Source organism: Vallicoccus soli (assembly GCF_003594885.1).
Taxonomy (GTDB): domain Bacteria; phylum Actinomycetota; class Actinomycetes; order Motilibacterales; family Motilibacteraceae; genus Vallicoccus; species Vallicoccus soli.
Genome location: NZ_QZEZ01000001.1, coordinates 702299 through 714548 on the forward strand (window position 1 = coordinate 702299; position 12250 = coordinate 714548).

General features: G+C 75.7%; 10 protein-coding genes. 8 read left to right on the forward strand and 2 right to left on the reverse strand.

Features of this window, described 5'->3' with window-relative positions; all coding sequences use genetic code 11:
• Window positions 1-170: 170 nt before the first annotated feature.
• The 5 genes from D5H78_RS03310 to D5H78_RS03330 are packed head-to-tail and all read left to right on the forward strand — an operon-like array spanning window position 171 to window position 4581.
• Window positions 171-1097 carry an ABC transporter permease gene (locus tag D5H78_RS03310; RefSeq protein ID WP_119948926.1) on the forward strand — a complete coding sequence of 309 codons (927 nt, stop codon included), beginning with the start codon at window positions 171-173 and terminating at the stop codon, window positions 1095-1097.
• Complete coding sequence (locus tag D5H78_RS03315) at window positions 1090-2067, forward strand: ABC transporter permease (protein ID WP_119948927.1); 978 nt, start codon at window positions 1090-1092, stop codon at window positions 2065-2067. The genes D5H78_RS03310 and D5H78_RS03315 overlap by 8 nt, the downstream gene beginning before the upstream one ends.
• A gap of 11 nt (window positions 2068-2078) precedes the next feature.
• On the forward strand, window positions 2079-3113 hold the full coding sequence (locus D5H78_RS03320; protein WP_119948928.1) for an ABC transporter ATP-binding protein: 1035 nt from the start codon (window positions 2079-2081) through the stop codon (window positions 3111-3113).
• Window positions 3100-4119 (forward strand): ABC transporter ATP-binding protein, encoded by a 1020-nt coding sequence (locus tag D5H78_RS03325; RefSeq protein ID WP_119948929.1) that lies wholly within the window; start codon window positions 3100-3102, stop codon window positions 4117-4119. Before D5H78_RS03320 ends, D5H78_RS03325 begins: the two co-directional genes overlap by 14 nt.
• Entirely contained in the window at window positions 4120-4581 is a 462-nt protein-coding gene (locus tag D5H78_RS03330; RefSeq protein ID WP_119948930.1) for a PPOX class F420-dependent oxidoreductase, read from the forward strand.
• A 72-nt stretch (window positions 4582-4653) separates the two neighbouring features.
• Here the strand turns inward: D5H78_RS03330 and D5H78_RS03335 are convergent, their stop codons facing one another.
• Window positions 4654-6771, reverse strand: coding sequence for a S9 family peptidase (locus tag D5H78_RS03335; RefSeq protein WP_119949324.1), 2118 nt, complete (start codon window positions 6769-6771; stop codon window positions 4654-4656).
• A 151-nt stretch (window positions 6772-6922) separates the two neighbouring features.
• Between D5H78_RS03335 and D5H78_RS03340 the strand changes: the two genes are divergently transcribed.
• The gene (locus D5H78_RS03340; RefSeq protein ID WP_119948931.1) at window positions 6923-7534 is read left to right on the forward strand and encodes a class I SAM-dependent methyltransferase; all 612 of its coding nucleotides are present in this window, start codon (window positions 6923-6925) and stop codon (window positions 7532-7534) included.
• A 52-nt stretch (window positions 7535-7586) separates the two neighbouring features.
• Window positions 7587-10388: a beta-N-acetylglucosaminidase domain-containing protein gene (locus tag D5H78_RS03345; protein ID WP_119948932.1), complete on the forward strand. Its 2802-nt coding sequence runs from the start codon at window positions 7587-7589 to the stop codon at window positions 10386-10388.
• Between the two features lie 161 nt (window positions 10389-10549).
• Here the strand turns inward: D5H78_RS03345 and D5H78_RS03350 are convergent, their stop codons facing one another.
• Window positions 10550-11500 (reverse strand): EamA family transporter, encoded by a 951-nt coding sequence (locus D5H78_RS03350; RefSeq protein ID WP_119948933.1) that lies wholly within the window; start codon window positions 11498-11500, stop codon window positions 10550-10552.
• 69 nt (window positions 11501-11569) lie between these two features.
• Here D5H78_RS03350 and D5H78_RS03355 point away from each other — a divergent pair, with 69 nt between their 5' ends.
• Window positions 11570-12118, forward strand: a complete 549-nt coding sequence (locus D5H78_RS03355; protein ID WP_119948934.1) for a CGNR zinc finger domain-containing protein — start codon at window positions 11570-11572, stop codon at window positions 12116-12118.
• The last annotated feature ends 132 nt before the right edge of the window (window positions 12119-12250 follow it).

The following is a 12250-nucleotide window of genomic DNA, read 5'->3' on the forward strand; positions in this document are numbered from 1 at the left end:
CGGCCCGCCGCACCCCCCACCGGGGGGCGGCGGGCCGTCCGCCGTCACGACCCCGTCGCGCGCCCCGTGCGGAGACCCCGCGCGGACGACGTACCCTCGTCGTCGCGCCGGACGACGGGCCGGCCGGCGGGATCCCCACGGACGGGACCCGCCGCTCCTAGGAGGTGTGGATGGGCCGCTACGTGCTGCGGCGCCTGTTGCAGATGATCCCGGTGGTCATCGGTACGACGCTGCTGATCTTCCTCGTCGTCTACGCGCTGCCGGGCGACCCGTTCGCCGGCAAGTGCGGGGACCGCCCGTGCCCCGAGGCCTACGTGCAGGCCGAGCGGGCCCGGCTGAACCTCGACGACCCGGTGTTCGTCCAGTACGGCAAGTACATGCTGAACCTGCTGCAGGGCGACTTCGGGACGACGTCGGCGCAGCGGCCCGTGCTCGAGCTCGTGACGAGCGCGTACCAGGTGACCCTGAAGCTGGCGTTCGTCGCGATCGTCTTCGAGCTCGTCATCGGCATCCTGGCCGGCGTGCTCGCCGGCCTGCGCCGCGGCAGCTTCCTGGACAACCTCGTGCTCGTCTCGACGCTGTTCGTCGTGTCGATCCCGGTCTTCGTCATCGGCTTCGTGCTGCAGCTCGTCCTCGGCGTCCAGCTGGGGTGGTTCCCCGCGACGGTCGGGGCGGGGGCGCCGTGGGGCGACCTGCTCATGCCGGGCTTCGTCCTCGGCTCGCTGTCGCTGGCGTACGTCGCCCGCCTCACCCGCGGGAGCATCGCGGAGAACCTGCGCTCGGACTACGTGCGCACCGCCGTGGCCAAGGGCCTGCCGCGCTCGCGCGTCGTCGGGGTCCACACCCTGCGCAACTCGCTCATCCCCGTCATCACCTTCATCGGCGCCGACTTCGGCACCCTGCTCGGCGGCGCGATCATCACCGAGGGCATCTTCAACATCAACGGCGTCGGCGGCCTGACCTTCCGGGCCATCACGACCCGCGAGAACGCCACCGTCGTGGCCGTGGTGACCCTCCTCGTGCTGGTCTTCCTCCTCGTCAACCTGCTCGTCGACCTGCTCTACGGCGTGCTCGACCCCCGGATCCGCCATGAGTGACCCGCGCACCGCCGGTGCCGCCACCGACCCCGTCGACAACCAGCACTCCGCGCCCGACGTCGACCCGGTCACGCCGGCGACGTACGACGCGGCGGAGCACAGGCCGCGCTCGCTCGCGGGCGACGCGGTGCGCGACCTGGTCCGCAACCCGCTGTTCGCCGTCTCGGCGGTGCTCATCGCGATCCTCGTCGTGATGGCGGCGTTCCCGCAGCTGTTCACCGACCAGCGCCCCGGCACGGCGGGCTTCTGCAACCTCGCCAACAGCCGGCAGGGCCCGTCCTCCCAGGCGTGGTTCGGCTACGACCTGCAGGGCTGCGACGTCTACACGCTGACGATCTACGGCGCGCGCGCCTCGATCCTCGTGGGCATCCTCGGCACCGGCTTCGCGCTGCTGCTCGGCCTGCTCGCGGGCGTCGCGTCCGGCTTCTACGGCGGCTGGGTCGACACGCTCATCTCGCGGATCACCGACATCTTCTTCGGCATCCCGAGCCTGCTGGGCGCGCTGCTCGTCCTGGTCTCCTTCCCGCCGGGGGACAGCGCTCTCAGCTCGATCCTCACGGTCACGGTGGCGCTCGGCATCCTCGGCTGGACGTCGATGGCCCGCATCATGCGCGCGACCGTCATCCAGGTGAAGCAGGCGGACTACGTGCAGGCGGCGCGCGCGCTCGGCGCCCGGGGCGGGCGCATCATCCTGCGCCACGTCCTGCCGAACGGCCTGGCCCCCGTGCTCGTCTACGCGACGATCGCGCTCGGCGTCTTCATCGCCGCCGAGGCGAGCCTGTCGTTCCTCGGCGTCGGCCTGCAGCCGCCGACGGTGTCGTGGGGGATCGCGCTGTCCGACGCGCGCAACTTCATCCGCCAGTCGCCGCACATGCTGCTGTTCCCCGGCGCGTTCCTGTCCGTCACGGTGCTCGCGTTCATCATGCTCGGCGAGGCCGTGCGCGACGCGTTCGACCCGAAGCTGCGCTGAGAGGCACCCGCGTGACCACCACCCAGTCCACGCCGGCGCCGGGCACCCCCGCCGGCGCCGGAGCCCCCCTGCTCGAGGTGGACGACCTCCACGTCGAGTTCCGCACCCGCGACGGCGTCGCGCGCGCCGTCAACGGCGTGAGCTACACGGTGCGCGAGGGCGAGACCCTCGCGGTCCTCGGCGAGTCCGGCTCGGGCAAGTCCGTCACCGCCCAGGCGATCATGGGCATCCTCGACACCCCGCCCGGCTTCATCACCCAGGGCCAGGTGCGCTTCCGCGGCGAGGACCTGCTGGCCCTGCCCGAGGACCGGCGCCGCCAGTTCCGCGGCAAGAAGATCAGCATGATCTTCCAGGACGCGCTGTCCTCGCTGAACCCCGTCTTCACCGTCGGCGACCAGATCGCGGAGATGTTCCGGGTGCACGAGGGCATGAGCAAGAAGGACGCGCGCAAGCGGGCCCTGGACCTCATGGAGCTCGTGCGCATCCCCGCGGCGGCCCAGCGGCTGCGCGACTACCCGCACCAGTTCTCCGGCGGCATGCGCCAGCGCATCATGATCGCGATGGCGATCGCGCTCGACCCCGACCTGCTCATCGCCGACGAGCCCACCACGGCCCTCGACGTGACGGTGCAGGCCCAGGTCATGGACCTGCTCAAGGACCTGCAGCGCGAGCGCCGCATGGGGCTCATCCTCATCACCCACGACCTGGGGGTCGTCGCCGACGTCGCGGACCAGATCGCGGTGATGTACGCCGGGCGGATCGTCGAGCGCGCGCCGGTCCACGACATCTACGCGCGGGCGGCGCACCCCTACACCAAGGGCCTGCTCGCCTCGATCCCGCGCGTGGACATGAAGGGCCAGGAGCTCTACGCCATCAAGGGCATCCCGCCGAACCTCACGAGGATCCCGAGCGGCTGCCCGTTCAACCCGCGCTGCCCGCACGTGCGCGACGTGTGCACCAAGGAGGTGCCGCCGAACTACCAGGTCGACGGCACCCACGACAGCGCCTGCCACTTCTGGGAAGAGGTCCAGCATGCCCGTGTCTAGCGAGCCCGTCCTGCAGGTGCGGGACCTCGTCAAGCACTTCCCGCTCACCCGGGGCATCGTCCTCAAGCGCCAGGTCGGCGCGGTCCAGGCCGTCGACGGCGTGAGCTTCGACCTGCTCAAGGGCGAGACGCTCGGCGTCGTCGGCGAGTCCGGCTGCGGCAAGTCGACCCTGGCGAAGCTGCTCATGGTGCTCGAGCGCCCCACGAGCGGGCAGGTGCTCTACAAGGGCCAGGACATCTACGCCCTCAAGGGCAAGGCGTTCCAGGAGATGCGCCGGAACATCCAGATCGTGTTCCAGGACCCGTACTCCTCGCTGAACCCGCGCATGACGGTCGGCGACATCGTCGGCGAGCCGTACGAGATCCACCCCGAGGTCGCCCCGAAGGGCGACCGGCGCCGGCGGGTGCAGGAGCTGCTCGACCTCGTCGGGCTCAACCCGGAGCACATCAACCGCTACCCGCACCAGTTCTCCGGCGGGCAGCGCCAGCGCATCGGCATCGCCCGCGGCCTCGCGCTGCGCCCCGAGGTCATCATCTGCGACGAGCCGGTGTCCGCCCTCGACGTGTCGGTGCAGGCGCAGGTCGTCAACCTGCTCGGCGACCTGCAGCGCGACCTGGGGCTGTCGTACATCTTCATCGCCCACGACCTCTCCGTCGTGCGGCACATCTCCGACCGCGTCGGGGTCATGTACCTCGGGCGCATGGTGGAGCTGGGCGACGACGAGCAGATCTACGAGCGCCCGTCGCACCCCTACACCCAGGCGCTGCTCTCGGCGGTGCCGGTGCCCGACCCGGCCGCGCGCGAGCACAAGGCCCGCATCGTGCTCGAGGGCGACGTGCCGAGCCCGGCCGACCCGCCGTCGGGCTGCCGGTTCCGCACCCGCTGCTGGAAGGCGCAGGACGTGTGCGCGGTCGAGGACCCGGCGCTCGTCGTCCGGCCGGGCTCGGACCACCCGAGCGCGTGCCACTTCGCGGAGGGCCGCGAGGTCGTGGAGCAGGTGGGCTGAGTGGCCCGCCGCATCGCCACGAGCACGACGGTCGACCGCGACGCACTGCTGGAGTTCCTGCGCCCGCGGCACCGCGCCGTGCTCATGACCACCCGGCGCGACGGCCGGCCGCAGGCCTCGCCGGTGACCTGCGGGGTGGACGCCGAGGGGCGCGTGGTCGTGTCGACGTACCCGCAGCGGGCCAAGGCGGTCAACGCGCGCCGCGACCCGCGGGTGTCGCTGTGCGTGCTCTCCGACGACTTCGACGGCCCGTGGGTGCAGGTCGAGGGCAGCGCCGAGGTGCTCGACCTGCCCGACGCCGTCGAGCCCCTCGTCGACTACTACCGCGCGATCAGCGGCGAGCACCCGGACTGGGACGAGTACCGCGAGGCGATGCGGACCCAGGGCAAGTCCCTCATCCGCGTGACCCTCGAGCGCTGGGGCCCCGTCGCCACCGGCGGCTTCCCGGAGCACCTGGCCTGAGCCCCGCCCCCGCGGCGACCTGCGGGGAGGCCGCCACCCCGCCGTGATCATGCGGGGATGGCGGCCGACCGCTCACCCCTCGCGTCGGGCAAGCGCTTCCTCGAGGAAGCGCACCTGGAGCAGGAGGAGGTTCTCCGCGACGACCTCCTGCGGGGTCATGTGCGTGACCCCGGACAGCGGGAGCACGGTGTGCGGGCGCCCGGCCGCGAGCAGCGCGGAGGACAGCCGCAGCGAGTGCGCGGCCACGACGTTGTCGTCCGCCAGGCCGTGGATGACCATGAGCGGGCGCTCGAGGCGGTGCGCCTCGTCGACGATCGAGCTGCCCGCGTACGCCGCCGGGTGCGACGCCGGGGTGCCGAGGTAGCGCTCGGTGTAGTGGGTGTCGTAGAGCGCCCAGTCCGTGACCGGGGCCCCGGCCACGGCGGCGTGGAAGACGTCGGGGCGGCGCAGCACCGCGAGCGCGGCGAGGTAGCCGCCGAACGACCAGCCGCGCACGCCCACCCGCGACAGGTCGAGCTCGGGGTGGTCCTCGGCGAGGGAGTGCAGCGCGTCGACCTGGTCCTCGAGGACGGGACCGGCGAGGTCGTACGCGATCTCGCGCTCCCAGGCCGGGCCGCGCCCCGGTGTGCCGCGCCCGTCGACGACGACGACCGCGAAGCCCTGGTCCGCGAACCACTGCGACGACAGGTACGCCGAGCGCGCCGCGAGGACGCGCTGGGCGCCCGGCCCGCCGTACGGGTCCATGAGCACCGGCAGCGGCCCCTGCGCCGGGTCGTAGCCCGTCGGCAGGACCAGCGCGGTGCGCAGGTCGCGCTCCGCGGCCCGCAGCAGGGTGACGCGCGGGACGAGGTCGGGGACGGCGGCGTACGAGGGGATCTCGGTGCCGGGGCCGTCCACCCCGTCGAGCGTGTGCACCACCGTGCGGGTGCCCGCGCGCTCGAGCGAGGACGCCGCGACGACGAGCAGCCCGCCGCCGAGCCGCCCGCCGTGCAGGCCGCTGCCGGAGGTGAGCCGGCTCAGCGACCCGTCCCAGCCGGCGAGCCAGAGGTGGCGCTCGGTCGGCTCGTCGGACGCGGCCACGAGGACGCCCTGCTCGTCGACGTCGAGGACGGCCTGCACCTGCAGGTCGGCGGGGGTGAGCACGTCGTCGCCGGCGACGAGGCGCCGGGCGCCGTCGCGGTCCACCGTGCGCACCAGCCGGCCGTCGGGCGACCAGGCGGGGACGCCGGCGACGAGCTCGAGCCAGGCGTCGTCCGCGTCCTCCGCGACGACGCGGGTGGCCCCGGTGCCGGCGTCGACGGCGAGCACCTGCACCCGCCGCTGGTCGCGCGACTGCACCTGCACGAGCGGGTCGCCGTGGGACGACCAGTGCGCCGTCGTGAGGTACTCGTGCGCCGCCCGGTCCCAGGCCACCTCGGTGCGGGCGCCGTCCAGGTCGACGAGGAAGAGCCGCACGTCGGCGTTGGGGGTGCCGGCCGCCGGGTACGCGACCTCGGCCGGGCGCCGCTCGGGGTGCTCGGGGTCGGCGATGTGCCAGCGCTGCACGGGGCTCTCGTCGACGCGGGCGACGAGCAGGCGCTCCCCGTCCGGGGCCCACCAGGTGCCGCGGTAGCGGCCCATCTCCTCCGAGGCCACGAACTCGGCGAGCCCCCAGGTGACGTCGTCCCCGTCGGGCTCGACCAGCACGCGCGGGTCGGAGCCGTCGACGCCCGCGACGTGCAGCGCGCCGCGGGCGACCCAGGCGACGCGCCGGCCGGTGGGGTCCGGGCGCGGGTCGATGACCGGGCCGGCGGCCTCGAGCTCGCGCGTGGTGCCCGCGACGAGGTCGCTGACGAAGAGGCGGCTGGACAGCGCGAACGCCGCGGTGCGCACCTCGCGGTCGGTCGCGTAGCCGACCACCCCGCCGGCGCCCTCCCGGGTCCGCTCGCGCCGGGCCCGCTCCTCGGCCGAGAGCTCCTCCTCGCCGCTCGCCAGCAGCGCCGACGGGTCCGCGACGAGCACCTCCGCGCCCGTCGCCGGGTCGACCGTCCACAGGCAGGTCACGCGGTCGGTGCCGCCGCGCGAGCGCAGGAACGCCACCCTGCTCCCGTCGGGCGCCGGCGTCGCCGCCCGCGGTGCTCCGAGGGTGAAGCGCTGCGTCCGCGCGCTCTGGCGGGGGTACGAGGTCTGGCCCTGGGGCGTCGTCGTCACGCCCGCGATCGTGCCAGGTCCGGCCGCGTCGACCACGTGAGGCACCCGTACGGGTGCCGGGGCAGGCTCGTTGGCCTTGGCCGGCACCCGTACGCCTGCTCCACGTGGTCGACGAGGTGGGGGTCCGCCGCGCTCCGCTAGCGTCGCGGACGTGCCCGACACCCCGCAGAACCGCTGGATCGCCGAGACCGGCGGGACCCGAGGCCCGGACTACGCGCAGCGGTTCCGCGAGCTCGCCGCGGCGGGGGAGGACGTGCACGGGGAGGCGGCGCTCGTCGACGCCCTCGTCGCCCCGCGCAGCCGGGTCCTCGACGCCGGGTGCGGCACCGGGCGGGTCGGCATCGAGCTGGCCCGGCGCGGCCACGAGGTCACCGGCGTCGACCTCGACGCGTCGATGCTCGCGGAGGCGCGCGCCGACGCGCCGGACCTCGCGTGGGTCGAGGCCGACCTCGCGGCGCTGGAGCTGCCCGGGCCGCCGTACGACGCGGTCGTCCTCGCGGGCAACGTCGTCGTCTACCTGACCCCGGCGACCGAGCGGCAGGTCGTACGGCGCCTCGCCGCGCACCTGCGCCCCGGCGGCCTGCTCGTCGCCGGGTTCCGGGTCGAGCACGAGCCGGGGGTCGCGACGCCCGCGGACTACGACGCGGCGTGCGCCGCCGCCGGGCTGGAGGACCTGCACCGCTGGGCGTCCTGGGACCGGGCGCCGTGGGACGGCGGGGGCTACGTGGTCCGGGTGCACCGGCTCCCCGACCCGCGCGCCTGAACCCGGGCGAACGGGGGCTTCCTGGGCGCACGGGACTGTGCTCCGATGGAGCATGCGCTCCTCGGCCCCCCGCACGCGCGTCCCCCTCCTGCCCGCACTGCTCGTCGGCCTGCTGGCGCTCCTGGCGCCGCTGCTCGGGGCCGCGCCCGCCCCGCCGGCCGCGGCCGCGGTCGCCGCCGACCGGGCGGGCCTGCCGCCGGTGGCGCCCGTGCCGCAGGAGGCGCGCCGTACCGGCCCCGACCTGCGCCTGGGCGCCGCCGCGCGGCTCGTCGCGGGGCCGGGGGCCGACCGCGCGGCCGTGCGGCTGGTCCGCTCGGTCCTGCGCGGCGCGGGGGTCCGCCCGGTCACCGGGGACGCTCCCGTGGTCGTCCGCGTGGCCGGGCCCCGCGGCGGCGCCGGCGCTGCCGCCGCCCTGCGCTCGCTGCGCGTCCAGGGCCCGGGCGGCCTGCCGGAGGAGGGGTACGTCCTCGCCGCCGGCCGGGTCCGCGGCACCACGCAGGTCGTGCTCGCCGGCGTCGACGGCGCGGGCCAGCTGCACGCCGCGCACACCCTGCGCCAGCTCGTGCGGCTGGACGCCCGGGGCGCGACGCTGCCGCGGGTCGCGGTGCGGGACTGGCCGGAGCTGCAGTGGCGCGGCACCATCGAGGGCTTCTACGGCGACCCCTGGTCGCACGAGGACCGGCTGCGCCAGCTCGACGAGTACGCCGCGGACAAGATGGACACCTACGTCTACGCGCCGAAGGACGACCCCTTCCACCGCGAGCGCTGGCGCGAGCCGTACCCCGCCGCGGAGCGGGCCCTGCTCGCCGAGCTCGTCGCGCGGGGCCGTGGCCAGCACGTCGACGTCGTCTTCACCGTCTCACCCGGCCTCGACGTCTGCTACTCCTCGCCGGCGGACCAGCGCGCCCTGCTCGCCAAGGCGCAGGACGTGTGGGACCTGGGCGTGCGGACGTACGGGATCCTGCTCGACGACATCGGCAGCGGCCTGCACTGCGCCGAGGACGAAGCCCGCTTCGGCGCCGACGCGAGCCCGCTCGCCGCGGCGCAGGCGCACCTGCTCAACGCGTTCCAGCGGGACTTCCTCGACACGCACCCCGGCGCAGGGCGGCTGCTCACCGTGCCCACCGAGTACTCCGGCAACGGCACGTCGCCGTACCGCGAGCGCTTCGCCGTGCTGCTCGAGGAGCGGGCCGTCGTGATGTGGACCGGCGCCGAGGTCGTGCCGCCCACGGTCACCGACGAGGACGCCGACGCGGCGTCGGCGGTCTTCCGGCACGACCTGCTGCTGTGGGACAACTACCCGGTCAACGACTACCTGCCGCGCCAGCTCTTCCTCGGCCCGCTCACCGGGCGCTCGCCGTCGCTCGGCGAGCACGGCGTCGTGGGCATCACCGCGAACCCGATGCCCCAGGCCGCGCCGTCGCTGCTCGCGCTGCAGACGGTCGCGGACTACGCCTGGAACCCCGACGCGTACGACCCCGAGCGCTCCTGGCAGCGCGCCGTGCACGACCTCGGCGGCGACGCGGCGGCGGCGCTGCGGGTGTTCGCGGAGAACAGCCGCTCGTCCGACCTGGACCGCACCGAGTCGCCGCGCCTCGTCGCGCTGCTCGCGGCGTACGAGGCGTCGGGCAGCCGCGCCGACGCCCTGCGGCTGCAGGACCACTTCGAGGCCATGGCCGCCGCGCCCGGGCGGCTGCGCGAGCGCATGGGCGACCCGGACTTCGTCGAGCAGGCCGCTCCGTGGCTGACCAAGCTGCGCTGGTACGGCGTCGCCGGTGCGGCCTCGGTCCGCTCGCTGCTCGCCGAGCAGGACGGCGACGGCACCCGCGCCTGGCGCCAGCGCGTGCTCGCCGACCGGGCGGCGCAGGCGGCTCGGCAGACGTACGAGACCGTCGCCACCGGCGTCGTCCCGCCGTTCCTCGAGCGCGCGGCGGCGGCGAGCCGCGTCGTCGAGCTCTCGGCGCCGGCGGCCGCCGCGCCCGGGGACGACGTGCGGCTCGCCGCGGACGTCGACGCCGGCGCGGTGCGGGTGAGCGCTGTCCGCTTCTACGCCGGCACCACGGAGGTCGGGGTGGACCGGACGGCGCCGTACGAGCTCGTGCTCCCCGACGCGCCCGAGGGCCTGCACCTGGTGACGGCGCGGGCCGAGTCGGCGGTGGGGGCGGAGGTCCCCTCGGCGCCCGTGCGGCTGACCGTCGGTGCCCCGGACCCGGTGCTGCTCCTCGTCGGCGACGACGCACCGGTGCCGGCCGGGGCGGCGCTGAGCAGCGGCGACGAGGCGGTGCGGCAGCGGCTCGAGCTGCTCGGGCACCCGGTGCAGGTGGTGCAGGGCGCGGAGGCGACGACGCAGGACGCGCAGGGCAAGGCCGCCGTCGTCATCACCTCCACCCTGGCCTCCAGCGAGGCAGGGACGAAGTTCCGGGACAGCCCTGTCCCCGTGCTGACGTACGAGGCGTTCGTCCTCGACGACATGGGCATGGCGACGGCACCGGGCGAGGCGTTCCGCTCCTCGCAGCTGGAGGTCGTCGACCCCGCGTCGCCGCTCGCGGCGGGGCTGAGCGGCGTGGTCGACGTCTACCGCGGCGCGGACCGCGTCCGCTTCGGCACGCCGGCCGCGTCGGCCGAGGTCGGTGCCGTGGTGCCCGGGCAGCCGCAGCAGGGCGCGCTCTTCGGGTACGCGGCCGGGGACGCGATGGTCGACCTCGTCGCCCCGGCAGCCCGGGTGGCGCTGCCCTTCGGCGACGAGGGCGTCGACCCCGACGTCGTCACCGACGAGGGCCTCGCCCTCTTCGACGCCGCCGTGCGCTGGGCCGTCCCGTCGCCGCTCGCCGCGCCGGCGCCCGGGGCCCCCTGAGGCGCATGGTCGCGGCCGGGGGCTGCATGATCGGCGCCGGGGGCCGCATGATCGGCGCCGGGGGGCCGCATGATCGGTGCCGGGGGAGCGCATGATCGCGGCCGGGGCGTTGCATGATCGCGGCCGGGGAGGCGCATGGTCGCGGCCGGGGCTGGGCGGGGTCAGGGGCGGGGGGCGGCGAGCTCCTGGGCCGGCGCGGCGGCGACGGCGGGGGCGCCGCGGAGCTCGTCGAGCCGCACGAGCGCGATGCCGCCGAGCACGAGCAGGCCGCCAGCGAGCTGCACCGGGGCGGGGACCTGCCCGAGGAGCAGCCAGGCGAAGAGGACCGCGAAGAGCACCTCGGTGAGGCCGACGAAGGAGGCGACCTTGGCGCCGAGGCGGCGGGCGCCGGCGATGCCGGCGACGTACGCGACGACGGCCGCGAGCAGCGCCAGGCCGAGCACGGGCAGCCACCACGGGACGCCGGCGCCGGCGAGCTCGACCTGGGCCCGCGGGGCGGCGAGGGGGAGCGCGCCGACCGCGCCGGCGAGCAGCAGCACGCCGCCGCCGACGAGCAGCCCGCCCCACGCGACCACGATGGGCGGCAGCGCGTCCTCGGTGCCCGCGGACAGCACGAAGTAGACGGCGAGCCCCACGGCCGCCCCGAGCCCCCACAGCACGCCGACCGGGTCGACCTCCTGGTCGCCGAGCACGTCGAGCACGAGCACCAGCCCCGCGACGGCCAGCGCGGCGCCGGCGACCGTCAGCCCGCGCGGGCGCTGCCCGCGGCGCAGCCACAGCCACAGCACGACGAGCAGCGCGCCGGAGTACTCCAGCAGCAGCGCGACCGCGACCGACAGGTGCTGCACCGCGTTGAAGTACGCGAGCTGGCAGCCCGCGACCGCGACCAGGCCGTACGCCGTCACGGTGCCGGCGCCGCGGCGCAGGGACGCGCCGCTGCGGCGCAGCGCGAGCAGCGCGGGCACCGCGAGCACGAGCGCGGCGAGCACCACGCGCGCGGTCACCGCGGCGCCCGGGGTCCACCCCGCGGCGAGCAGGCTGGCCGCGAAGGCGCCCGAGGTGCCGAAGGTGGCGGCGGAGAGCACCGCCAGGCCGAGTCCCGTACCGCCCACGACGCCTCCCTGTCACGACCGTCCCGCGCTACGGTGCTGACCGTAGGGCCATCGCGTGAAAGGGGTCAAGTGCTCTTCGCCCATGACACCGAGGTCGCGCTCGCGGCGGCCGCGGACCTCGTCAACACCGCGCAGGACGGCGGCGACGCGCTCGGCGACGTCGTCGGGCTCCACGGCTTCGTCGCCCGGTGGTCGTACACCGGGTCCCGCGGCGACGCGGAGGAGGAGCTGGCGGCGGTGCGCGCCCTGCGGGACCGGCTGCGCCGGCTGTGGGAGCTGGACGAGGACGGCGTCGCCGCGGAGGTCAACGCGATGCTGCGCGAGTCCCGGGCGCTGCCGCAGCTCGTGGCGCACGACGACTGGGGCTACCACCTGCACGCGACCGCCCCGGACGCCCCGCTGGCGGACCGGATGGCCGTGGAGGCCGCCATGGCCCTCGTCGACGTCGTGCGCTCGGGCGAGCTCGCCCGGCTCCGCGTCTGCCCCGCCCCCGGCTGCGGCGACGTGATCGTCGACCTGTCGCGGAACCGCTCGCGCCGCTACTGCAGCACCTCGTGCGCCAACCGGGTCAACGTGGCGGCCTTCCGCGCGCGGCGCGCCGGGGAGGGGCCCGCCTAGGCTCGGGGCCATGACCACCACCCCGGAACCCGTCGCCGGCGGCGGCCCCGACGAGCCGCAGGGCGGCGTCGACGACGCCGTGCTCGCGGAGGCCGCCCGCGTCGTCGAGGGCGAGCTCGACCCCCAGGAGGA

Bases quoted from the DNA above. Each gene is read 5' to 3' on its own strand.
- D5H78_RS03315 (WP_119948927.1), top strand. From the start codon at position 1,090: ATGAGTGACCCGCGCACCGCCGGTGCCGCCACCGACCCCGTCGACAAC.
- D5H78_RS03325 (WP_119948929.1), top strand. From the start codon at position 3,100: ATGCCCGTGTCTAGCGAGCCCGTCCTGCAGGTGCGGGACCTCGTCAAG.
- D5H78_RS03345 (WP_119948932.1), top strand. From the start codon at position 7,587: ATGCGCTCCTCGGCCCCCCGCACGCGCGTCCCCCTCCTGCCCGCACTG.
- D5H78_RS03310 (WP_119948926.1), top strand. From the start codon at position 171: ATGGGCCGCTACGTGCTGCGGCGCCTGTTGCAGATGATCCCGGTGGTC.